The following is a 23,513-nucleotide window of genomic DNA, read 5'->3' on the forward strand; positions in this document are numbered from 1 at the left end:
AGGGAGGTCGCATGGCCGAGATGGTTCTGTCGCTGATCGTGTTTCTGTTGCCGCTGGCCTACAGCCCCGGGCCGGCCAATATGGTGTTCGCCGCAACCGGCGCGCGCTTCGGCCCGCGCGCCACGATTCCGATGAGCCTGGGCTATCATCTGGCCACCTGGGCGGTCACTCTCGCCATCGGGCTGGGCTTTGCCGGCGCTGTCGGGCAGATGCCGCTGCTGCTCAAGGCGCTGAGATGGGCGGGCGCGCTTTATGTGCTCTATCTCGCCTGGCGCCTCGCCCGCGCCGGGGCGTCTTCGGCAAAGGCCATCTCGGGCCTGTCGGGGATGCGCGACGGTGCGCTCCTGCTGCTGCTGAACCCCAAGGCCTATGTGATCATCGCGCTGATGTTCGCGCAGTTCCTTGGCCGCGCGCCGCTCGGCCAGGTTGCGGAGGTGGTGCTGATCACCACGGTCTTCACCCTGAACAACCTGCTGGCCTTCATCTGCTGGACGGTGGTCGGCGACCGGATCGCGGCGCTGTTTCATAGCGAGCGGGCGGCGCGGCGGCTGAATACCGGGTTCGCGCTCCTCCTCGCCGGTGTCGCCCTGTGGATACTGTTCGGATGACGCCCTGTAGGGTGGGCAATCTGCCCACCGCCGCGCTGCTCAGCCAAGCGCCTCCGCCGTCTCCTTCAGCATCTCCGCCGAGCGCCGCAGCGCCGCCGCCTCGTCAGGCGCAAGCTCCGGCATCAGCGTCGCCAGCACGCCGGCGCGGCCCACGACGCGCGGCATGCTGAGCGCCACGTCGCGCACCCCCTCAACCTCCTGCGTCGCCATCGAGACCGACAGCACTGCGCGCTGGTCGTCGCGCACCGCCTGAACGATCCGCGCGAGCCCGGCACCGATGCCGTACCAGGTGGCGCCCTTGCCCTCGATGATGCGATAGGCGGCGCGGCGCACACCCTCGTCGATGCGCGTGCGCACCTCGCCGGTGATCGCGGCGCCCACCTGCACCGCAAAGCGCTCCACCGGCTCGGATCCCGCCCGCGCCGCCGCCCAGGCCAGCACTTCCGAATCGCCGTGTTCGCCCAGCACATAGGCATGCACCGATTGCGGCGCCACGCCGAGTTGCCCGCCGAGCAGGCTGCGGAACCGCGCGGTGTCGAGAATCGTGCCGGAGCCGATCACCCGTTCCGGCGGCAGTCCCGAGGCGCGCAGCGCCACATCGGTCATGACGTCCACCGGGTTCGAGGCGACCAGCAGCATCGCCTCGGGCGCGGCACGCATCACGCCGTCGATCACCTGGGCAAAGACATCGGCATTGCGCGACAGCAGGCTCAGCCGGTCCTCGCCGGGTTTCTGCGCGACACCGGCGGCGAGGATCACCAGATCGGCGCCCTCCAGCGCGTCGTAATCGCCGGCAGAGATGCGGCAGGGATGCGCGAAGGGCACGGCATGGGCGATGTCCTCCGCCTGCGCGGTGGCAAGCGCGAGATTGCGGTCGACCAGCACCACCTCGCTGGCGCCGCCGCGCAGCGCCAGCGCATAGCCCGCCGCCGATCCGACCATTCCCGCGCCGACAATTCCGACCTTCATGGCAGTTCTCCCGTGTCCGGTGCTTGGCGTCAGCCTTGCACGGGGGAGGGGAGATGAACAGGGGGATAAGGCGCGCATGACGGAAGCCGCGCCATCGCCGGCCCGTGGGTTGGCGACCCTTGTATGCGAGCCTCTTGATTTATCCGCGCCAAGTCCGAATGACCTCAACACGAAGTGCGGGCGTTACCAAATCGCCAGCCCAGGGGGCGGGCCGGCGATGGCGCGGCGGCTTCGCCTTGTTCCGCGCCGGGCAATGCTCGACCGTAGGGTGGGTTTCCAACCCACCGTCACTCATCCAAAGCGCGGAACTCTGTTCAGACCCCCAGCGTCTCGGTGAGCCCGCGCAGCACCTGCCGGTCGCCATCCTCCAGCCGCGCCGCGCGGCTGCGGAACAGCGTCGCCTGGCTGCGCAGCACCGGCTCTTCCTCCAGCACCTTGAGATGGTTCGCGCGCAGCGTCTCGCCGGTCGAGGTGATGTCGGCGATGGCCTCGGCGGTGAGGTTCTTCACCGTGCCCTCGGTGGCGCCCTGGCTGTCCACCAGCTGGTAATCCGCCACGCCGCCCCGGCGCAGGTAATCGCGCACCAGCCGGTGATACTTCGTGGCGATCCGCATCCGGAACCCGTGCGCGGCGCGGAACGCCGCCGCCGCCGCGTCGAGATCGTCGAGCGTGGTGACATCGACCCAGCAGGAGGGCACCGCGACGATCAGATCCGCCTGGCCAAAGCCCAGCTCCGCCAGGGGCTCGACCTTCTGGTCCCATTGCACCAGCTTCTCGTGAATGAGATCGGTGCCGGTCACCCCCAGATGCAGCCGCCCCGCCGCCAGCTCACGCGGGATCTCGCCCGCCGAGAGCAGCACCAGATCGACCCCGCCGACGCCCTCGACGGCGCCGGAATATTCCCGCTCCGAGCCGGTCCGGCTGAGGCGCACGCCGCGCGCGCCGAACCAGTCGAAGGTCTTTTCCATCAGCCGCCCCTTGGAGGGCACGCCCAGCTTGATGCTCATGCCCGACCCTCCAGTTGCAACAGCAGGCCGGGGCGGATCACCCCGCCCACCGCCGGCGCGGCGCGGCCCTGTCCCAGCCGCGCGGTCAGCGCGTCATAGCGCCCGCCGGTGGCCACCGGCGGCAGGTCCGGGCGTTGCGGCGCCAGAAAGCCGAAGACGAAGCCGTCGTAATACTCCATCGAGGTGCGCCCGTAGCTCGCCTCGAATTCCAGCGCCTCCACGTCGATGCCGCGCGCCGCCAGCGCCTCGCAGCGCCGTTCGAAGCGCTCGACCGCCGGCAGCAGCCCGGGCAGGTCGACGGCGATGTCGTGCAGATGCTCCAGCGCGTAGGGGCAGGTCTCGCGCACCGCCAGCAGCGTGTCGATCAGCTGCACCTGGCTGTCGCAGAGCGGCCCCTCGGCGGCATCGGCGCGCAGCGCCTCGATGCGCGCGGCGATCTCCGCCTCCGAGCGCATGCCGATCATCGGCCCGGCCCCGGCCATGGCATCCTGCGCCTCCAGCAGCGCCTTGCGCGCGGGCGGCGGCGGGGTGCGGCCGGAATAGCGGTCGAGCAGGGCACGAAACCGGCGCGGGCGCCAGATATGCCGCATCAGCGCATCCCGGCGCCGCTCGGATGTCTTCAGCCCCGCCACGGCGGCGGTGAGAATCCCGATATCGCCGGTCACCGCGCGCAGCCCAAAGGGCGCCAGCGTCTCGGCAAAGAGCGCGAACACCTCGGCATCCGCCTGCGCCGGCGCCTCATCGGCAAAGAGCTCGTATCCCACCTGGAAATATTCCGAGGCGCGCTCCGGGTGTTCTTCCTGCCGCCGGAACACCTCGCCGCAATAGGTGTAGCGCGAGGGTGCGGCGCCGCTCTGCATATGCATCTGCACCACCGGCACGGTGAAATCCGGGCGCAGCATCACTTCGCCGCGCGCCGGATCCTGGGTGACATAGGCGCGGGCGCGGATATCCTCGCCATAGAGGTCGAGCAGCGTCTCGGCGGGTTGCAGGATGGCGCAATCCACGTTCTCGGCGCCGGCCTCGGCAAAGCGGGCGCGCAGCCGCACCGCCTCGGCGCGTTCCTCTGCGATGCTCACGCCCATTGGGTCAGGATCTCTTTGACCTTGGCGACCAGCTCGCCGCGCGGCACCTCGTACTGGCTGGGCCGCTCCTTCCATTCCTCGAGCGTCGCCTCCTGCGCCAGCTTGGCACCGAGGATCAGATCCTTGATCTGCACCACGCCATTGGCCTTCTCGTCGCCGCCCTCGATCACCGCGACGGGAGAGTTGCGCTTGTCGGCATATTTGAGCTGGTTGCCGAAATTCTTCGGATTGCCGAGATAGACCTCGGCGCGGATGCCCGCATTGCGCAGCTCGGCCACCATGGTCTGGTAATCGGCCATGCGGTCGCGGTCCATGACCGTCACCACCACCGGCCCCTGCACGCTGCCGCCGATGCGGCCCTTCTCGCGCAGCGCCGCAAGCAGCCGGTCGACGCCGATCGACACACCCGTCGCGGGCACCGCCTGCCCGGTGAAGCGCTTGACCAGATCGTCATAGCGCCCGCCGCCCGCGACCGAGCCGAACTGCCGCTTGCGGCCCTTCTCGTCGAGGATCTCGAAGGTCAGTTCCGCCTCGAACACCGGCCCGGTGTAGTAGCCAAGGCCGCGTACAACTGAGGAATCGACGACGATGCGGTCTGAACCATAGCCTTGCGCTGCCAGCAGACTGGCGATTTCCTCAAGCTCGCTAACACCCTCCAGCCCAATTTGAGAGTTGCCGACCGCTTGCCGCATTGACGCCAGACGTGCCTGATTGACGTCTTCGCCGTAAAGTACAGATTTCTGCGTCAGGTATTGTACGATTTGTTGCGCGCTTTGGATATGAAGTCCTACCCCGTCGATAAAAGCGCCAGAGGCGTCGCGTCGACCGGTAGTGAGAAGCTCAAGAACGCCCTCCTCCCCGACCTTGTCGAACTTATCTATCGTGCGCATCACATCGGCACGAATTGGATCGTCCGATCCGATTCCAACGAAGTCTAGTACGCCATCAAGCACCTTGCGATTGTTGACCCGCACCAGATAATCGCCGCGCGGAATGCCGACCACTTCCAGCGTGTCCGACAGCATCGCGCAGATCTCGGCATCGGCGGCCGCCGAGCCGGTGCCCACCGTGTCCGCGTCGCATTGATAGAACTGCCGGAACCGCCCGGGCCCGGGCTTTTCGTTGCGCCAGACCGGCCCCATGGCATAGCGCCGATAGGGGGTGGGCAGATCGTTGCGGTGCTGGGCATAGACCCGCGCCAGCGGCGCGGTGAGGTCATAGCGGAGCGCCACCCAGCCCTCGTCCTCGTCCTGCCAGGCAAAGACCCCCTCGTTCGGGCGGTCCACATCGGGCAGGAACTTGCCGAGCGCCTCGACCGTCTCCACCGCGCTCGATTCCAGCGCCTCGAAGCCATAGCGATGATAGACCCCGGCGATGGCGCGCAGCATCTCGGCGCGCTCGCTCACTTCCGATCCGAAATAATCGCGAAATCCCTTCGGCGTCTGCGCCTTGGGGCGGGGGGCTTTTTTCACTTTGGCCATGGCGGGCTCCGGGCTCCTCCAGATTGCGCGCCTCCCTTAGCCCCTCAGGCGCAAAGGAGCAAGCGAGCGCCGCGCTCCGGGCTTTCATCTTTCCGCAAATACTCCAAACGGTCCTGCCGTGGACATCCCGCGCCGCGCCGCCTATCTCTCGCGCACGAGACGCCCGCCCGAAAGGAGCCCGCCCATGCCCGCCGATACCGCCGCTCTCGAGGAACGCATCGCGCATCTGCAACGCGTGGTCGAGGATCTCTCCGACACCGTCGCCCGGCAGGACCGCGAGATCGCGCTGCTCACCCGCCGCGTGGCGTTGCTCATGGAGCGCGAGGCGGCGCGGCAGGACGAGGGCACCGGCGGGGTGGTGATGGGCGACGAGCGCCCGCCGCATTACTGAGCGCGCCGCTCCGAGGAGGCGCCGCAAGGGGCCGAGGAGGCCGGCTCAGAAATCCTCCACCGCCAGCACCCCGTCGAGCGATTTCACCGCCCCCTTGATCTCCGGCGTCACCGGGAACTCCTGCTTGAGATCCATCTCCACCTCGCCCGGCAGCCCCGCCGCCGTCAGACACAGCCGGATAGGCCCGCGCCCGGCCTTGGGCATCTGCTCGGAGGCGCGGCTCAGCACCGAGGCGACCTGCGCCACCGTGCCCGGCTCCTCGATAAAGATCCGCAGCCCCGAGGCGCCGGCATCGGCAACCACATGCTCGACCGCGCCGAAACTGCGCGCCAGCAGCTTGAGCTGATCGGCTTCCAGCGTCGCCTCCACGGTCACCACCACTTTGGCGCCGGTCTCCAGCATGTCGCGGGATTTCTCCAGCGTCTCGGAAAAGATCGTCACCTCATAGGCGCCGGTCGGATCGGAAAGCTGGGCAAAGGCAAAGCGGTTGCCGCGCGCCGATTTGCGCTCCTGCCGCCCGGCCACCACGCCCGCCAGCTTGGCGATGCAGGCGCCGCCGCGCGCCTTCTCCTCGACATCGTCCAGCGTCATCACGTCGCGCCGCTTCAGCGCCGGCATGTAATCGTCGAGCGGATGGCCCGAAAGGTAGAAACCGATCGCCTTGAATTCCTCGCTCAGCCGTTCGGCGGGCAGCCAGTCGGGCACCGGCGACAGGCGCGGCTCGGGCAGGTCGTCGCCGGCCTCGCCAAAGAGCGAGACCTGCGCGCTGCCCTTCTGCTCATGCACCGCCGCCGAATAGGCGACCAGCGCATCGAGACTCTCGAAGACCCGCCGCCGGTTGCGGTCGAGCTGGTCGAAGGCGCCGGCGCGGGCCAGCATCTCCAGCGGCCGCTTGCCGACCCGCTTCAGGTCCACCCGACGGGCGAAATCGTAGAGATTGACGAACGGCTTGTCGCGCCCGCCCGCATCCGGATCCTGCCGCCCGGCCACCACCAGCTGCATCGCCTCGACGCCGACATTCTTCAGCGCCCCCAGCGCATAGACCAGCTTCTGGTCGGCCACGTCGAACATCGCCTGGCTGCGGTTCACGCAGGGCGGCGTGTAGCCCAGCTTCAGCCCCTTCTTCAGCTCGTAGAAGTAGGTCGCGAGCTTGTCGGTGAGATGGATATCGCAGTTCATCACCCCGGCCATGAACTCCACCGGGTGGTTCGCCTTGAGCCACGCCGTCTGGTAGCTCACCACCGCGTAGGCGGCGGCGTGGGATTTGTTGAAGCCGTAATTGGCGAATTTCTCCAGCAGGTCGAAGACCTCGGTCGCCTTCTTCTTCTCGACGCCGTTCTCCGCCGCGCCCTTTTCGAATTTCGGCCGCTCGGCGTCCATCGCCTCCTTGATCTTCTTGCCCATGGCGCGGCGCAGCAGGTCGGCGCCGCCGAGGCTGTATCCCGCCATTTCCTGGGCGATCTGCATCACCTGTTCCTGATAGACGATGATGCCCTGGGTCTCGGCAAGGATATGGTCGATCGACGGGTGCACCGAGGTGATCTCGCGCAGGCCGTTCTTGACCTCGCAATAGACCGGGATGTTCTCCATCGGGCCGGGGCGGTAAAGCGCCACGAGCGCCACGATATCCTCGATACAGGTGGGCTTCATGCGCTTGAGCGCATCCATCATGCCGGTACTTTCCACCTGGAACACCGCGACGGTCTTGGCATCGGCGTAGAGCTTGTAGGTCTTCTCATCGTCCAGCGGGATGAGGTTCATCTGGTTCTCGCCGCCTTCGGCGGGCCGGTAGAGCTCCGTACCGTCGGCGGCCACATGGATGGGCCGCCCGTCCTTGAGGATCAGGTTCACCGCGTTCTGGATCACCGTCAGCGTCTTGAGGCCGAGGAAGTCGAACTTCACCAGACCCGCCTGTTCCACCCATTTCATGTTGAACTGGGTGGCCGGCATGTCCGAGCGCGGATCCTGATAGAGCGGCACCAGCTCGTCGGTGGGGCGGTCGGCGATCACCACCCCGGCGGCGTGGGTCGAGGCGTTGCGGAGCAAGCCCTCCACCTGCTGGCCATAGGTCAGCAGCCGGTCGACCACCTCCTCGTTGCGCGCCTCCTCGCGCAGGCGCGGCTCGTCCTGAAGCGCCTTCTCGATGGAGACGGGTTTCACGCCCTCCACCGGGATCATCTTCGACAGCCGGTCGACCTGGCCATAGGGCATCTGCAACACCCGGCCCACATCGCGCACCGCCGCCTTCGACAGCAGCGCGCCGAAGGTGATGATCTGCGCCACCTTGTCGTGGCCGTATTTCTGCTGGACGTAGCGGATCACCTCTTCGCGGCGGTCCATGCAGAAGTCGATGTCGAAGTCGGGCATCGAGACCCGCTCGGGGTTGAGAAACCGCTCGAAGAGCAGCGAATAGCGCAGCGGGTCGAGGTCGGTGATGGTAAGCGCATAGGCCACCAGAGAGCCGGCGCCCGAACCCCGGCCCGGACCCACCGGAATGTCGTGATCCTTGGCCCATTGGATGAAGTCGGCCACGATCAGGAAGTAGCCGGGAAAGCCCATGCCCTCGATGATGCCCAGCTCGAAATCCAGCCGTTCCTGATATTTCTCGAGGCTCACCGCGTGCGGGATCACCGCGAGCCGCGCCTTCAGGCCTTCATTGGCCATGCGGCGCAGCTCCGCCACCTCGTCATCGGCAAAGCGCGGCAGGATCGGCGCGCGGCGATAGGTCATGAAGGCGCAGCGTTTGGCGATCTCGACGGTGTTCTCCACCGCCTCGGGCAGATCGGCAAACAGCGTGACCATCTCCTGCGGGGTCTTGAGGTAATGCTGTGCGGTCAGCCGGCGGCGTGGCTCCTGCTGGTCGACATAGGCGCCCTCGGCGATACAGATCAGCGCGTCATGCGCCTCGTACATGTCGGATTTCGGGAAATAGACATCGTTGGTGGCAACCAGCGGCAGCCCCATCTCATAGGCCATCTCCACATGGCCGCGCTCGGTCAGCCGTTCCGCCTCGGGCAGCCCGTCCTCGCCGGGATGGCGTTGCAGCTCGACATAGAGCCGGTCGTCATAGATCTGGTGCAGCCTGGTCATCAGCGTCTGCGCCGCGGCGCGGTGGTTTTCCCGCAAGAGCCGCCCGACCGGCCCGTCCGGGCCGCCGGAAAGGCAGATCAGCCCCTCGCCGTATTGTTCCAGCTCCTCCAGCGTCACGTGCTCCTGCTGGCCGTCGTGGCGCAGATAGAGGCAGGAATTGAGCTTCATCAGGTTTTCATAGCCGCGCTCGTTCTGCGCCAGAAGCACGACGGGGGCGGGCGGCTTGGGCCGTTCGCCCGGAACCGGCTGCACATATTGCAGATCGACCTGGCAGCCGATGATCGGCTGCACGCCCGCGCCGCTGGCGGTGACGGAAAACTCCAGCGCCGAGAACAGGTTATTGGTGTCGGTCACCGCCACGGCGGGCATGCCCATGGTCTCGCAGAGCCCCGGCAGCTTTTTCAGCCGGACGGCACCTTCGAGCAGGGAATATTCGGTGTGGACGCGGAGGTGAATGAATCGGGGATCTGCCATGCAGGCACATTATGGTGCGGGCGCGGCGGGCGAAAGCCTCCTGTTGTGGCGGCAGGCGTGGCGCCATGTGACGGACAAAATCCTTGTTTCAGAAACAATCCCGCCCAATTTTGACCGATTTCCTTCTCCACAACTGAAAGCCGAGCCAGTAAAATAACGGCTGCGCGAGGCGTGCGCGGCGGGATCCGATATGAACCATGTTGCAAACAACCGGTCGATTCCGGCCGAGCCGATGGCAGCGGATGCGAGCGATGCCCCCGCCGCCGCCGAGGAGGCCTTCGGCTTCGATCTCGACACGCGTGCCCCAGATCGGTCGGGGCTGCGGACACTGCTCAAATCCGCGCGTCACAATGCGCTGCTGCTGGCGTCGCGGGTGGCACCGGCTGTCACCGCGTCGCTGCTGGCGCGGCGCTATCTCAAATCCGCGACCTTCGTCGGCCCGGTGCAGCGCCGCACCCGGCGCGGCGTGAGCTTTTTTCAGGCGGCGCCGGATGTGGCGGTCATCAGGCACCAGCCGCAGGGCGTGCGACGCGGGCGCGTGCTGCTGGTGCATGGTCATGACGGCAATGTCCGCCAGTTCGCCCGGCTGGCGCGGGCGCTGCGCAACGCCGGTGCCGAGGTCGATGCGCTGATCCTGCCCGGTCATCTCGATCCGGCACGCGAGATTTGCAGCGTTGCCACGGTCACCCGGGCGATCCGGCATTGTGCCGAGACGCTCGGCCCCTATGATGGCATGCTCGGCCATTGCGTCAGTGCGAACGGCCTTCTGTTCGCGCTGGACGAGGGGATCACCAGCCCCCGTGTGGTCTTTGTCTCCACGCCCATCGAGTTGCACAAGCTGATCCGGCTGGCGGGCACGCAATACGGCATCGCCAATGGCTGTCTCGACCGGTTCGTGCAGGCGGTCAGCCGCCTTGGGGTGCCCTATCCGGTCGATCTGCCCTGGCAGCCGCTCGCGGCGCGGCGCGGCGAAAAGCTTCTCGCGGTGCATGCGCGGCACGATTACGCCGCTCCGGTCAAGGATCTCGACGCGCTGGGCCGGATCTGGCCGGACGCGCATGTCGAGGTCTTCGAACAGGGCGATCACAATTCGATCCTGCACATGAACGCGCCGATCAAGGCGATCACGGAGTTCCTGAGCGCGGATTTCTCCGAGCCTGTCGGCGATGACCGCGCCGCCCCGCAGGCCATGCCGAACCCGTCCTGATTGCGCGGCCTCCGGGGCTGCCCGGTTTGGCGGCGCTGTTGTGCGCTCTGCCTCGGAAATGGGCATTTTCTTCTTGCCAAGTCTGAAACCCGCCCCCTAGCCTAGGACGGCACAGGGATAGTCCGCGCGCTTTCTACGCCGCATCGGGGGCGCGCAGCAAAAGGACAGGGTAAGGCGGCAGGTCTGTATATATGGATATCTCCTTTCTTCTGAACGGGGAAAGAGTCGAGTTGCGCGGGGTTTCACCGACGCGCACCGCGCTCGACTGGCTGCGTGAAGAGCGCGGGCTGACAGGAACGAAAGAGGGGTGCAACGAGGGCGATTGCGGCGCCTGCACCGTGATGGTGAGCGATGCGCGCGGCAGCCGCGCGGTCAATGCCTGCATCCTCTTTCTGCCGCAGCTGCACGGCAAGGCGCTGCGCACCGTCGAGGGGCTTGCCGGCCCCGGCGGCGAGATGCACCCGGTGCAGGAGGCCATGGTCACCCATCACGGCTCGCAATGCGGCTTCTGCACGCCGGGCTTCGTGGTCTCGATGGCGAATGCCCATCTCAAGGGCGACACCGGCTATGACGATGCGCTGGCGGGCAATCTCTGCCGCTGCACCGGCTATGCGCCGATCATCCGCGCCGCCGAGGCCGCCGCCGAAGTGCCGGTGCCGGGCTGGATGGACGAGGGCGCGTTGCCCGAGGTCGCCGGGTCGGTCTCGTCGCGGGACATGACCGCGCATGTGCCGGACAGCGTTGACGAACTGGCCGAGCTCGCTGCGCGCCATCCCAACGCCACGCTGGTGGCTGGGGCGACGGATGTGGGGCTCTGGGTCACCAAGCAGCTCCGCGATCTGCCGGAGGTCATCTTTCTCAACCGCTGCCTCGATATTCAGGAGATCGAGGTTACCGACGATGCGATCCGCATTGGCGCGGGCGTCACCATGGACCGTGTGCTCGACCTGATGCGCGAATATTTCCCCAGCTATGCCGAGATGCTGCGCCGCTACGGTTCCGGTCAGGTACGGGCGGCGGCGACCATCGGCGGCAATATCGCCAATGGCTCGCCCATCGGAGACAATCCGCCTGTGCTGATCGCGCTGGGGGCACGGCTGCATCTGCGCTACCGCGACACGCGGCGCGAAATGGCGCTGGAGCATTTCTTTCTCGATTACGGAAAACAGGATCGCTATCCCGGCGAATTCGTCGAGACGATCGAGATCCCGCGCCAGCCCGACCGGCTGCGGGTCTACAAGCTGTCGAAGCGCTTTGATCAGGATATTTCGGCGGTCTGCGGTGCCTTCAACATCCAGGTGGAGGACGGCACGGTCACCGAGGCGCGCATCGCCTTCGGCGGCATGGCGGGCATCCCGAAACGCGCTGAGGCAGTCGAGGCCGCGCTGGTGGGCAAGCCTTGGAACGACGAGGCGGTGGTCGCCGCCTGGGATGGCTGGGAGGCGGATTTCCAGCCGATGTCCGACATGCGGGCAAGTTCTGAGTACCGGCTGCTGGCGGCGCGCAACATGCTCACCCGTTATCTGCTCGAAGATCTCGGTGCCGCCACCAATGTGCGCGAGGTGCGGCCATGAGCGTCACCAAACCCCTGCCGCATGACGCGGCGGCGCTGCATGTGACCGGCAAGGCGCGCTATATCGACGACATCCCGGTGCCGCCGGGCTGCCTGCATCTGGCCTTTGGCCTGTCGGAGATCGCGGCGGGCCATATCGCCGGCATCGACCTCAGCGATGTGCGCAGCGCGCCGGGGGTGGTGGGCGTCTGGCAGGCCGCCGACCTGCCTTCGGACTGCGATTGTTCGCCCTCGCTGCATGACGAGCCGCTGCTGTCGGATGGCACGCTGCACTATGTCGGCCAGCCGGTGTTTCTGGTCGCGGCGACCAGCCATCTAGCGGCACGCAAGGCGGTGGGCAGGGCAAAGATCACCTACGAGGCACGAGAGCCGGTCTTTTCCGTAGATGCGGCGCTCGCCGCCGATACCCGCTTCGAAGAGGGCCCACGCATCTGGGAAAAGGGCGATGCGGCGCAGGCGCTGGAGGCGGCGCCGAATGTGATCGAGGGCTCGCTTGAGATGGGCGGGCAGGAGCATTTCTATCTCGAAGGGCAGGCGGCGCTGGCGCTGGCGCAGGAAAACGGCGATCTGCTGGTGCACAGCTCGACCCAGCACCCAACCGAGATCCAGCACAAGGTGGCGCATGCGCTGCACCTGCCGATGCACGCCGTGCGGGTCGAGACACGGCGCATGGGCGGCGGTTTCGGCGGCAAGGAGAGCCAGGGCAACGCGCTGGCCATCGCCTGCGCGGTGGTGGCCTCGGCGACGGGCCGGCCGGCCAAGATGCGCTATGATCGCGACGACGATATGGTGATCACCGGCAAGCGCCACGATTTCCGCATCGATTACAGCGCCGGGTTCGATGACGAGGGCAAGCTGCTGGCGGTGGATTTCGTGCAATATGCCCGCTGCGGCTGGGCACAGGATCTGTCGATTCCGGTGGCCGACCGCGCCATGCTGCATGCGGACAACGCCTATGACATCCCGGCGCTGCGGGTCGAAAGCCACCGGCTCAAGACCAACACGCAGAGCGCCACCGCCTATCGCGGCTTTGGCGGGCCGCAGGGCATGCTGGGGATCGAGCGGGTGCTCGATCATGTGGCTCATGCGCTGGGCCGCGATCCGCTCGAGGTACGGCGGGCCAATTACTACGCCGATTACGACGACACCCGCCCCGGGCTCGACCCGGGGCCTCCCCCCCAGCCACCCGCGACTCTCCCCGACGAGAGCGGCGACACCGACCTCACCTCGCGCGGCGCGCCCGGCCCGGTGGGCCATGCCCCTGCCGCCCCCGCCGGGGTGCAGACCACCCATTACGGTCAGCCGGTCGAGGATTTCATCCTGAACGCGCTGACCGAAAAGCTTGCCGAAAGCTGCGGTTATGCCGAGCGCCGGGCGCGTGTGGCGCAGTGGAACGAGGAGACCCCGCTGCTCAAGCGCGGGCTCGCGCTGACCCCGGTGAAATTCGGCATCTCCTTCACGCTGACCCATCTCAACCAGGCCGGCGCGCTGGTGCATGTCTATCAGGACGGCTCGGTCGCCATGAACCATGGCGGCACCGAGATGGGGCAGGGGCTGTTCCAGAAGGTGGCGCAGGTCGCCGCCGCGCGCTTCGGCATTCCGCTCGACATGGTGCGCATCACCGCCACCGACACGGCGAAAGTGCCCAATACCTCGGCCACGGCGGCCTCGTCGGGGTCGGATCTGAACGGCATGGCGGTGCAGGTCGCCTGCGACACGATCCGCGACCGCATGGCCGAGCATCTGGCGGGGCTCTATCAGGCCGATGCGGCAGAGGTGCTCTTTGCCGATGGTTATGTGCATGTGGGGGAGGCAACGCTCAGTTTCGCAGAGGTGGCCAAGCTCTGTTACGAGGGCCGTGTGAGCCTGTCGTCGACCGGGTTCTACAAGACCCCCAAGGTGGAGTGGGACCGGATCCGGGGACAGGGACGGCCGTTCTATTACTTCGCCTATGGTGCCGCCTGCACCGAGGTGGTGCTCGACACGCTCACCGGCGAATATCGCATCCTGCGCACCGATATCCTGCATGACGCAGGATCCTCGCTGAATCCGGCGCTGGATATCGGCCAGATCGAGGGCGGCTATGTGCAGGGCGCCGGCTGGCTCACCACCGAGGAGCTGGTCTGGGACGACAACGGGCGGCTGCGCACGCATGCGCCTTCCACCTACAAGATCCCCGCCTGTTCCGACCGGCCCGAGATCTTCAATGTGGCGCTCTGGGACGGGCGCAATGTCGAGGAGACGGTCTATCGCTCCAAGGCGGTGGGGGAGCCGCCTTTCATGCTGGGGATCTCGGCCTTTCTGGCGCTCTCGGATGCGATTGGCGCCTGCGGCGAGGCCTATCCGGCGCTCGACGCGCCGGCCACGCCCGAGCGGGTGCTGATGGCGATCCGGAAGGTGCAGGATGGCGTTTGAGCTGGGCGCGCTGCGCGCGGCGGTGGCCGCCCATGGCCGCGTGGCGCGGGTCGTGGTGGCCGGTGTCGCGGGCTCGGCCCCGCGCGAGGTGGGCGCGGCGATGCTGGTCTGGGAGGGCGGGCAGTCGGGCACCATAGGCGGCGGCGCGCTGGAGCTGATGGCGGCGGAAGCGGCGCTCACGCATGAGGGGCTGAGCCGGCATCCGCTGGGCCCTTCGCTGGGCCAGTGCTGCGGCGGCGCGGTGACGCTTCTGACCGAGATCTACGATGTCGAGGCTGTGGCCGCGCTGGAGGGCCGCGAGGTCATCGCGCGCGGTCCAGGCGAGGTGCCCCTGGCGGTGACGCGGCTGCTCGATCGGGCGCGGGCGCGCGGCGAGAGGCCGGAACCGCAGCTGGTGCAGGGCTGGATGGTCGAGCCGGTGGCGCGGCCTGTCCGGCAGCTCTGGGTCTGGGGCGCGGGCCATGTCGGGCGCGCCATCGTGTCCACGCTGGCGCCGGTGCCGGGGCTGGGGATTACCTGGGTCGACACCGCCCCGGAACGCTTTCCTCGGGAGGTGCCCGATGGGGTGACAGTGCTGCTGGCGGCCGATCCGGTGCGTCTGCTGCGTCACGCCCCGCAAGAGGCCGAACATCTGATCCTGACCTATAGCCACGAGCTCGATTTCGCGCTCTGCCACGGGCTGCTGCGCCACGGCTTCGGCTTTGCCGGGCTGATCGGGTCGGATACGAAATGGGCGCGGTTCCGGTCGCGACTTCGGGCGCTTGGCCATGGTGATGCGCAGATTTCGCGCATATGCTGCCCGATTGGGCAGAAATCCCTGGGCAAACATCCGCAGGCCATTGCCATCGGCGTCGCGGCGCATCTACTCGACAGGACAACGGGGGACGAACAGGCGTGGCAGACACACTTCTCAGCATCCGGGGGCTGACCAAGGCCTATCCGGGCGTCGTGGCCAATGACGACGTCTCCTTCGATATCATGAAAAGCGAGATCCACGCGCTGCTGGGAGAGAACGGTGCCGGCAAGTCGACGCTGGTCAAGATGATCTTTGGCCTGGTGAAGCCCGACAAGGGCGAGATGGTGCTGGACGGGGTGGCCTATGCGCCGGGAAAGCCGTCGGATGCGCGGCTCTCGGGCGTGGCGATGGTGTTCCAGCATTTCTCGCTGTTTGACGCGCTGGACGTGGCCGAGAACGTGGCGCTGGGCATGGAGACGCCGCCGCCGATGCGCGATCTGGCGCGGCAGATCCGCGAGGTTTCCGAGAATTACGGCCTGCCGCTCGATCCCTTCCGCGTGGTAGGTACGCTTTCGGCGGGCGAGCGTCAGCGGGTCGAGATCATCCGCTGCCTGTTGCAGAACCCGCGCCTGCTGATCATGGACGAGCCGACCTCGGTGCTGACGCCGCAGGAGGTGGAGATCCTGTTCCAGACGCTGAACCAATTGAAATCCGAGGGCACCTCGATCCTCTATATCTCACACAAGCTGGAGGAGATCCGCACGCTTTGCGACGAGGCGACGATCCTGCGGCTGGGCAAGAATGTCGGCACCTGCACCCCGCGTGAGGTGACGGCGCGTCAGATGGCCGAGATGATGGTGGGAGCGAGCTTTGCCACACCCGAGCCCAAGGCGGGCGAGAAGGGCGAGGTGCTGCTGAAATGCGATCACCTCTCGATGCCCGCGCCGGGCGCCTTCGGCACGCCGCTACGCGAGATCTCGCTCGAGGTGCGCGCGGGCGAGGTGCTGGGCATCGGCGGTGTCGCGGGCAACGGGCAGGACGAGCTTCTGATGGCGCTCTCGGGCGAGCGGCTGGCGCCGAAGGGCACGATCTGGTTCAAGGGCAGAGATGTCAGCCGCGACGGCCCGATACGGCGGCGCGATGCCGGGCTGCTTTCCGGGCCGGAAGAGCGTCTGGGCCACGCGGCGGCGCCCAACATGAGCCTTACCGAAAATGCCGTGCTGACGGCGGCGCGGCGCAAGCGGCTGGTCAATAACGGCTTCATTGACTGGGGGAAGGCCAAGGGCTTTGCCGAGGAGGTGATCGCCCGGTTCGATGTGCGTACCCCGGGGCCGGGTGTGGCCGCGCGGGCGCTCTCGGGCGGCAATCTCCAGAAATACGTGGTGGGGCGCGAGATCCTTCAGGCGCCGGATGTTTTTGTGGTGAACCAGCCGACCTGGGGCGTGGATGCGGCGGCGGCGGCGGCGATCCGGCAGGCGCTGCTGGACCTTGCGGCCAAGGGCGCGGCGATCGTCTGCATCAGCCAGGATCTCGACGAACTGATGGAAATTTCCGACCGCTTCGGCGCGCTGAACGAGGGGCGGCTGTCGCCCACGCGCCCCGTGGCGGAACTGGATATCGAAAAGATCGGCCTGATGATGGGCGGCGCGCATGACATGGAGGTGGCCCATGCGGATGGCTGAGGCGCGTTTGCCAAGAAATTTCGTCCGAAATTTCTTTGTGTCGAAGATTTTTCGTACGAAAAACCTTCGGTTCCCGGGGGCCGCGCAATGATCCGTCTGGAGAAGCGTCCCAACCCGTCGCGGCTATGGACCGGGCTGACGCCGATCCTGGCGGTGCTCCTGACCATGGTGGTGGGCGGTTTCATGTTCGCGCTTCTGGGTAAGCCGCCGCTGGAGGCGATCCGCACGATTTTCTGGGATCCGCTATTTCATCCGCAATTCGCCGGCTATTCGCGCCCGCAGCTTCTGGTCAAGGCCGGGCCGTTGATCCTGATTGCCATTGGCTTGTCTGTGGGCTTTCGCGCGGGCATCTGGAATATCGGCGCCGAGGGGCAGTATATCATGGGCGCGGTCTGCGGTGCCGCCGTGGGGCTGGCCTTTTACCCCGCCGAGACGGTGCTGCTCTTCCCGCTGATGGTGATCGCCGGCGCACTGGGCGGCTGGGCCTGGGCGATGATCCCGGCCTTTCTCAAGACCCGTTTCGGCACCAACGAGATCCTCGTCTCGCTGATGCTGGTCTATGTGGCCGAGAACATCCTCGCCTCCGCTTCCGCCGGCTGGCTGCGCAACCCCGAGGGCATGGGCTTTCCCGGCTCGCGCAATTTCAAGCAATGGGCCTCGGTCTATAATGACGAGCTGGTGATCAATACCGGCATGCATTGGGGGGTGGTCGCCGCTTTCATCGCGGTGATCGCCGCCTATGTGCTGATGGCGCGGCACATCCAGGGCTTCAATATCCGGCTGACCGGCGAGGCGCCGCGCGCGGCGAAATTCTCCGGTGTCAGCCCGGCGCGGATCATCTTTCTCTGTCTCGGCATCTCCGGCGCGCTGGCGGGCATGGCGGGGCTTTTCGAGGTCACCGGGCCGGCGGGGCAGATCAGCATCGATTTCGGGTCGGGCTATGGCTTTACCGCGATCATCGTGGCCTTCCTCGGCCGGCTGAACCCGTTCGGCATCCTGCTCGCCGGGCTGCTCATGGCGCTGACCTATATCGGCGGAGAGCTCGCGCAGCTCATGCTGGGCCTGCCCGGAGCGTCGATCCAGCTCTTCCAGGGGATGCTCCTGTTTTTCCTGCTGGCGACCGATGTCTTTACAAATTACCGCATCCGGCTGACCGGACGGGAGGTGGCGTGATGGATCCCGTTCTGCTTGTCGCCTCGATCATGGTTTCGGCCACGCCGATCCTGCTGGCCGCCATCGGTGAGATGGTGGTGGAAAAATCCGGTGTGCTGAACCTTGGGGTCGAGGGGATGATGATCGTGGGCGCCGTGATGGGCTTTGCCATCGCCGTCACCACCGGATCGCCCGTGCTGGGCTTTCTCGGTGCAGCCGTTGCCTCCGCCGTGCTGTCGCTGAGCTTCGGCCTGCTGACGCAATATCTGCTCTCGAACCAGGTGGCGACGGGGCTCGGGCTGACGCTGGTGGGGCTGGGGCTCTCGGCGCTGATCGGCTCGAATTACGAGGGCCAGCGGGCGCCGAGCCTCGCCAAGCTCGACATTCCCGGGCTGGGCGGCATCCCGGTGCTGGGGCCGATGCTCTTTGCCCATGATTTCGTGGTCTATCTCAGCCTCGCGCTGGTCGCAGCCGTCTGGGCCTTCCTGAAATACACCCGTGCGGGCCTTATCCTGCGCGCGGTGGGGGAGGATCACGAGAGCGCCCATGCGCTGGGTTACAAGGTGGTGCGGGTGCGGATGCTGGCCATTGCCTTTGGCGGTGCCTGCGCCGGGCTGGGCGGCGCCTATGTGAGCCTCGTGCGGGTGCCGCAATGGACGGAAGGCATGACCGCCGGCGCTGGCTGGATCGCGCTGGCCATCGTGGTGTTCGCGTCCTGGCGCCCGCTGGGCGTGCTGATCGGGGCCTATCTCTTCGGCGGCGTCTCCGTCATCCAGCTCAACCTCCAGGCGGCGGGCACGACGGTGCCGGTGGAGCTCTTGTCCATGTCGCCATACCTGATAACGATCATCGTGCTGGTGATCATCTCGGCCCGGGGGGCGCATGGCGCGCCCGGATCGCTGGGTCGGCCCTTCCACGCCGCGTCCTGACCTGGCAGGGCATGGATGTGTGACCTCAACCCGTTATACACAGTACCGAAAGACAGGGAGACCGAGAGAAATGAAACGCAGAACCCTTCTGGCCTCGGCCGCCGCGCTGAGCCTCGCCGCGGGCGCCGCTTTTGCTCAGGACGTGCCGAAGATCGGCTTTGTCTATGTGGGCCCGGTGAACGATGGCGGCTGGTCGCAGCACCACCACGAATCCGCTATGAAGATGAAGGAGCATTTCGGCGACGCGATCGAGCTCATCGAGCAGGAATCGGTGCCCGAGGGCGCGGATGCCGAGCGCGTGCTGACCCAGATGGCGCTGTCGGGCGCCGATCTGATCTTTACCACCTCCTTCGGCTACATGGACCCGACGATCAATGTCGCGGCCAAGTTCCCGGATGTGAAATTCGAGCACGCCACCGGCTACAAGACCGCCGAGAACGTCTCGGTCTATTCGGCGCGCTTCTACGAGGGCCGGGCGATCACCGGCTATCTGGCCGGCGCGATGACCGAGACCAACAAGATCGGCTATATCGCCTCCTTCCCGATCCCCGAGGTGATCCGCGGCATCAACTCCTCCTATATCCACGCCAAGCAGGCGAACCCGGATGTGGAGATCGCGGTGGTCTGGATCTCGACCTGGTTCGATCCGGCGAAAGAGGCCGATGCCACCCAGGCGCTGCTCGATCAGGGCGCCGATGTGGTGCTGGCGCACACGGATTCCACCGCGCCGCTGGCGGTGCTGGAAAAGGCCGGCGCCTATGGCTTCGGTCAGGCCGCCGACATGGCCGAATACAAGCCCGAGCCGCGCCTGTCCTCGATCATCGACGACTGGGCGCCCTATTATATCGAGCGCGTGCAGGCGGTGATCGACGGCAGCTGGGAGAGCGTGAACACCTGGGATGGCATCGGCGCGGGCATGGTCGGCATCGGTGAATTCACCGGTCCGATCCCCGACGATGTGGTGGCCACGGTGACGCAGATGAAAGAAGACATCGCTGCGGGCGACTATCACCCCTTCACCGGCCCGCTGAACAAGCAGGACGGTTCGGCCTGGCTGGCGGAGGGCGAGGTGGCCGATGACGGCACGCTGGCAGGCATGGATTTCTATGTCGAGGGCGTCACGGGCAGCATCCCGAACTGAGCCCATAGGCAGCGATGAGATTGGCACCGCCGGCGCGATCCGCCCGGCGGTGTCTTGCTTTGGAAGGGGGGATGCCTCCGGCGGGAGGTATTTGGAGAAAGATGAAGGAGCCTGGGGTGAGAGGACGGTCGGTGGCGCTGGTGCTGGGGGCGGCGGTGCGCGAGGGTGGTTTCGCCTCGCCGGCGCTGGCGCGGCGCGCGGAACGGGCGGTGCAGCTCTGGCGGGCGGGAGAGGTCGGGGCGATCATCGGCTGCGGCGGGGTGGGGCGCTTTCCGCCCGCCGAGGCTGCGGCCATTGTCGCGCTCTGCCGCGCGGCGAGGGTGCCGGACGCGGTGCTGCTCGAAGAGGGGCGTTCTCTCAATACCGAGCAGAATATCCGCTTTGCGCTGCCGCATCTGACTGCGCTGGGTGCGCGCGAGGTGGTGCTGGTCAGCGATCTGTGCCATCTGCCCCGTGCGCTGCTTGTGGCGCGCCGCGCCGGGCTCAGGGCGCGCGGCGTCGCACCGCCGCTAAAGGGCAGCCGCTTGCTGCCCCAGCTCAAGGCCGGGCTGCGCGAAATCCCGGCCTTCCTGTGGTATGCGCTGCGAGGGGCGGGACGCTAGCGAGCGCCACGGCGCGGGCGCGGGCAGGGCGCCCGGTTTACCCCATCGAGCCGGTCTCGACGAAGCGCCGGTGCCAGGACAGCGCTTCGCCCAGCAGGTTCGGCGCGTGTTTGCCGTAGGAGCCCGCCAGCGCCCGCGCGTAATAGTCGCGCAGCGCTGGGCGGAAATCGGGATGCGCACAGTTCTCCATGATCAGTTCGGCGCGCTGCTTGGGCGCCAGCCCGCGCAGATCCGCCAGCCCCTGCTCGGTCACGATCACATGCACGTCCTGCGAGATGTGATCGACATGGCTGGCCATCGGCACGATGGCCGAGATCTTGCCGCCCTTGGCGGTCGAGGGCGTCATGAAGATCGACACATAGGCGTTGCGGGCGAAATCCCCCGAGCCGCCGATGCCGTTCTGGATGCGCGAGCCCATCACATGGGTGGAGTTCACATTGCCGTAGATATCCGCCTCGATCAGCCCGTTCATCGCGATACACCCCAGCCGGCGCACCAGCTCCGGGTGGTTCGAGATCTCCTGCGGGCGCAGAATGAGCTTGTCGCGGAACAGCTGGGCATCGCGGTTGAACCGCTCCGCCGCCTCCGGGCTCAGCGAAAACGCCGTGGCCGAGGCCATGCGCAACTTGCCAGCCTCCAGCAGGTCGAGCATACCGTCCTGGATCACCTCGGTATAGGCGGTCATGCCCTCATAGGGCGCCTCCATCAGCCCCGACAGAACCGCGTTGGTGACATTGCCCACCCCCGATTGCAGCGGCAGCAGGTTGGCGGGCAGGCGCCCGCGTTTCACCTCATGGGCGAAGAAGTCGAGCAGGTGACCGGCGATGGCCTCGGCCACCGCGTCGGGCTTGGCAAACGGCAGGTTGCGGTCGGGCGCGTCCGTTTCGACGATGGCGACGATCTTTTCCGGATCGACGCGGAAATGCGGCTGGCCGATGCGGTCGTCGGGCTTCACCAGCGGGATCGGCACCCGGTTCGGCGGCAGCGCGGTGCCATAGTAGATATCGTGCATGCCGTTCAGCGCGTCGCTCTGCCAGCGGTTCAGCTCGAGGATCACCTTGTCGGCCACGTCGAGCCAGGTCTTGTTGTTGCCGATGGAGGAGGACGGGATCAGCGCGCCGTCCTCGGTAATGCCCGAGATCTCGACCACCGCCACATCGAGCTTGCCCAGAAAACCCTCCCAGGCCATCGGCGCCACCTGACTCAGATGCATGTCGAAATAGTTCATCTCGCCCGCGTTGATCTTCTCACGCGCGATGGGGTCGGAGTTATAGGGCAGCCGGAACTCGATGCCGTCCGCCTTGGCCAGCGCGCCGTCGAGCTCGGGCCCGGTGGAGGCGCCGGTCCAGACCTTGACGCGGAACGGGTTGCCGGCGGCGTGCTCGGCCTCGATGCGCGCGGCCAGCGCCATCGGCACCGATTTGGGATAGCCCGAGCCGGTGAAGCCGCTCATGCCGATGGTCATACCATCGGAAATCAGCGCGGCAGCGTCCTCGGCGCTCATCACGCGGGATGTCAGTTCGGGACGGGCGATGCGGGAATGCAGGGTCACGAAAGTCCTCCTTTGCCCGCCCCGCCGTCAGATTCATGTCGCGCGAGGCCGGTTCATTTGTTCGAAACTTGCGCAGCATTTATGCAATCCACCCCTGCGCGTGCCAGTGGGAGAAAGGCTCCGCAAGACGGGCATTCCTAAAATGCATAGCAAAACTTATTAGATGCCATCTCCATGCATGGCTTATGCTGGCGGCTCATGCCGTGTCACCTCGCGCCGCGACTCCTCGAGACCGTCCTGAAACCGCTCCGCATCGCCGTAATCCATGAAATGCGCATAGCGGCGATGAGGCTGGGAGACGCGGGCGGCGTGCTTGATCGGGCACCAGAACGCCTCTGTGCGCGAGGCGATCTCGGTCACATAGGACAAAAGCCCGTTGCAATAGCCGCAATAGATGCAGTTCAATTTTTGCAGCGCGTTGAGATAGGCGAGATGGTGGCGGTCGACACGGATGTGATCGCCGCGCCGGACGCGGGGAATGCCGTAGGCGCGAAAGCAGATCGCCTGGTAGACCGTCACGAACAGGTCGAGAAGCACGAAGGGCAGGATCAGCGAATAGATCACTGGCGCCGTGAGGATGTGCCAGGGGTTGGCGCGCGCCAGAAAGCTCCGCAACCGTACGCGCATCGCGCGTTGTCGGCGCAGGGCCTCGATTTCGAAGCGGACGCGATTGTGTTCCAACCGGTAACGGAACCGTTCGCGGCGCAATGCGATCTCTGCGTCGAGCTCCGCGTGCAGCGCGTCGATACGTTCAAGGATCTGGTCGATACGGGATGTCATGGCGCCGATCTCCTGTACTCACGCAACAGAATGTTAGCGGCACGCGTTGCGGCGCTCAATCTGCCCGGACGAGGGTGAAGTGGCAGGTCAGGCGAAACCTTCGAACAGTACCAGGTGCGGCGGCATGTTGCCGACTGCGGGCTGTGTGACAGTCGCTAGGCGGTGTTGACAAAAGGGATTCACAGTCGCGGTTGGGCATGATCCACGCTGGTATCTGCAATGGAGAGCAGCTTGGCACGGGATCTGATGTCGGACGAGGAATGGGCTTTCTTTGAGCGGTTCATCCTGACAGTCCGCGCGCCGAACGGGCGCAAACCAGCCAACCACCGTCTTGTTCTTGATGGTGTTTTCTGGATCGCTCGAACCGGTGCGCCCTGGCGCGACCTGCCGACCGAGTTCGGCAACTGGTCGAGCGTCTACCGCCAGTTCCGGCGATGGACGTTGGCGGGACTTTGAGAGCAGATCATGGATGCCCTGAACGAAAGCAGCGCGGTGTCTCACGCGCTCCAGATGATCGACGGCACCGCTCCCGTGAATAGCCCCGCGTTTCTTAGACGCCTTCTTGTCTCAGTTTCTGCTGCCGCTCGAAGTCGACGTGCGACAGCATTCCGTTGCGCGCGTGCTTGCGCTTCGGGTTGT

At 66.5% G+C, this 23,513-nt stretch carries 19 protein-coding genes and 1 pseudogene; 13 read left to right on the top strand and 7 right to left on the bottom strand.

Annotation, left to right across the window (positions count from 1 at the left end):
- The first annotated feature begins 11 nt into the window (after positions 1 to 11).
- Positions 12 to 608, top strand: a complete 597-nt coding sequence (locus I6N89_RS18195) for a LysE family translocator (protein WP_207019933.1) — start codon at positions 12 to 14, stop codon at positions 606 to 608.
- Positions 609 to 647: 39 nt separating this feature from the next.
- Here I6N89_RS18195 and I6N89_RS18200 read toward each other — a convergent pair whose 3' ends face one another.
- The 4 genes from I6N89_RS18200 to hisS all read right to left on the bottom strand — a co-directional run bounded on the left by I6N89_RS18200 (position 648) and on the right by hisS (position 5,150).
- On the bottom strand, positions 648 to 1,577 hold the full coding sequence (locus I6N89_RS18200) for an L-lactate dehydrogenase (RefSeq protein ID WP_207019934.1): 930 nt from the start codon (positions 1,575 to 1,577) through the stop codon (positions 648 to 650).
- Between the two features lie 314 nt (positions 1,578 to 1,891).
- Positions 1,892 to 2,584: an ATP phosphoribosyltransferase gene (gene hisG / locus I6N89_RS18205; protein WP_207019935.1), complete on the bottom strand. Its 693-nt coding sequence runs from the start codon at positions 2,582 to 2,584 to the stop codon at positions 1,892 to 1,894.
- On the bottom strand, positions 2,581 to 3,669 hold the full coding sequence (locus I6N89_RS18210; protein WP_207019936.1) for an ATP phosphoribosyltransferase regulatory subunit: 1,089 nt from the start codon (positions 3,667 to 3,669) through the stop codon (positions 2,581 to 2,583). Before I6N89_RS18210 ends, hisG begins: the two co-directional genes overlap by 4 nt.
- Positions 3,660 to 5,150, bottom strand: a complete 1,491-nt coding sequence (gene hisS / locus I6N89_RS18215) for a histidine--tRNA ligase (RefSeq protein WP_207019937.1) — start codon at positions 5,148 to 5,150, stop codon at positions 3,660 to 3,662. The genes I6N89_RS18210 and hisS overlap by 10 nt, the downstream gene beginning before the upstream one ends.
- Before the next feature lie 184 nt (positions 5,151 to 5,334).
- Between hisS and I6N89_RS18220 the strand changes: the two genes are divergently transcribed.
- Positions 5,335 to 5,541 (top strand): SlyX family protein, encoded by a 207-nt coding sequence (locus tag I6N89_RS18220; RefSeq protein WP_207019938.1) that lies wholly within the window; start codon positions 5,335 to 5,337, stop codon positions 5,539 to 5,541.
- A gap of 45 nt (positions 5,542 to 5,586) precedes the next feature.
- Here the strand turns inward: I6N89_RS18220 and dnaE are convergent, their stop codons facing one another.
- Positions 5,587 to 9,105 (bottom strand): DNA polymerase III subunit alpha, encoded by a 3,519-nt coding sequence (dnaE, locus tag I6N89_RS18225; RefSeq protein WP_207019939.1) that lies wholly within the window; start codon positions 9,103 to 9,105, stop codon positions 5,587 to 5,589.
- On the opposite strand from dnaE, the gene I6N89_RS18230 reads away from it, so the two are divergent.
- From I6N89_RS18230 to I6N89_RS18275, 10 genes are all read left to right on the top strand, one after another.
- On the top strand, positions 9,104 to 9,262 hold the full coding sequence (locus I6N89_RS18230) for a hypothetical protein (protein WP_207019940.1): 159 nt from the start codon (positions 9,104 to 9,106) through the stop codon (positions 9,260 to 9,262). The genes dnaE and I6N89_RS18230 overlap by 2 nt on opposite strands.
- Positions 9,263 to 9,295: 33 nt before the next feature.
- A complete protein-coding gene (locus I6N89_RS18235; RefSeq protein ID WP_207019941.1) occupies positions 9,296 to 10,312 on the top strand; it encodes an alpha/beta hydrolase in 1,017 nt (338 codons plus the stop codon).
- 191 nt (positions 10,313 to 10,503) lie between these two features.
- Positions 10,504 to 11,886 (top strand): xanthine dehydrogenase small subunit, encoded by a 1,383-nt coding sequence (xdhA, locus tag I6N89_RS18240; RefSeq protein WP_207019942.1) that lies wholly within the window; start codon positions 10,504 to 10,506, stop codon positions 11,884 to 11,886.
- Positions 11,883 to 14,300: a xanthine dehydrogenase molybdopterin binding subunit gene (gene xdhB, locus I6N89_RS18245; protein ID WP_207019943.1), complete on the top strand. Its 2,418-nt coding sequence runs from the start codon at positions 11,883 to 11,885 to the stop codon at positions 14,298 to 14,300. The genes xdhA and xdhB overlap by 4 nt, the downstream gene beginning before the upstream one ends.
- Positions 14,290 to 15,228: a xanthine dehydrogenase accessory protein XdhC gene (xdhC, locus tag I6N89_RS18250; RefSeq protein WP_207019944.1), complete on the top strand. Its 939-nt coding sequence runs from the start codon at positions 14,290 to 14,292 to the stop codon at positions 15,226 to 15,228. The genes xdhB and xdhC overlap by 11 nt, the downstream gene beginning before the upstream one ends.
- Positions 15,195 to 16,718 carry an ABC transporter ATP-binding protein gene (locus tag I6N89_RS18255; protein WP_207019945.1) on the top strand — a complete coding sequence of 508 codons (1,524 nt, stop codon included), beginning with the start codon at positions 15,195 to 15,197 and terminating at the stop codon, positions 16,716 to 16,718. The genes xdhC and I6N89_RS18255 overlap by 34 nt, the downstream gene beginning before the upstream one ends.
- Positions 16,719 to 16,805: 87 nt before the next feature.
- Positions 16,806 to 17,891, top strand: coding sequence for an ABC transporter permease (locus I6N89_RS18260; protein ID WP_207019946.1), 1,086 nt, complete (start codon positions 16,806 to 16,808; stop codon positions 17,889 to 17,891).
- Entirely contained in the window at positions 17,891 to 18,799 is a 909-nt protein-coding gene (locus I6N89_RS18265) for an ABC transporter permease (protein WP_207019947.1), read from the top strand. The genes I6N89_RS18260 and I6N89_RS18265 overlap by 1 nt, the downstream gene beginning before the upstream one ends.
- Before the next feature lie 70 nt (positions 18,800 to 18,869).
- The gene (locus I6N89_RS18270) at positions 18,870 to 19,940 is read left to right on the top strand and encodes a BMP family ABC transporter substrate-binding protein (protein ID WP_207019948.1); all 1,071 of its coding nucleotides are present in this window, start codon (positions 18,870 to 18,872) and stop codon (positions 19,938 to 19,940) included.
- Between the two features lie 116 nt (positions 19,941 to 20,056).
- Positions 20,057 to 20,542, top strand: a complete 486-nt coding sequence (locus I6N89_RS18275) for a YdcF family protein (RefSeq protein ID WP_328805901.1) — start codon at positions 20,057 to 20,059, stop codon at positions 20,540 to 20,542.
- Between the two features lie 37 nt (positions 20,543 to 20,579).
- On the opposite strand, the gene I6N89_RS18280 is transcribed toward I6N89_RS18275, so the two are convergent.
- Both I6N89_RS18280 and I6N89_RS18285 read right to left on the bottom strand, forming a co-directional pair.
- Positions 20,580 to 22,094 carry an acetyl-CoA hydrolase/transferase family protein gene (locus I6N89_RS18280; RefSeq protein WP_207019950.1) on the bottom strand — a complete coding sequence of 505 codons (1,515 nt, stop codon included), beginning with the start codon at positions 22,092 to 22,094 and terminating at the stop codon, positions 20,580 to 20,582.
- 183 nt (positions 22,095 to 22,277) lie between these two features.
- Positions 22,278 to 22,874, bottom strand: a complete 597-nt coding sequence (locus I6N89_RS18285) for a hypothetical protein (RefSeq protein WP_207019951.1) — start codon at positions 22,872 to 22,874, stop codon at positions 22,278 to 22,280.
- Between the two features lie 219 nt (positions 22,875 to 23,093).
- On the opposite strand from I6N89_RS18285, the pseudogene I6N89_RS18290 reads away from it, so the two are divergent.
- Positions 23,094 to 23,399 (top strand): annotated as a pseudogene (locus I6N89_RS18290) (transposase); the annotation flags it as partial.
- Positions 23,400 to 23,513: the final 114 nt, after the last annotated feature.

Origin of the sequence: Salipiger abyssi, assembly GCF_017311415.1 — a bacterium.
Lineage (GTDB): Bacteria > Pseudomonadota > Alphaproteobacteria > Rhodobacterales > Rhodobacteraceae > Salipiger > Salipiger abyssi_A.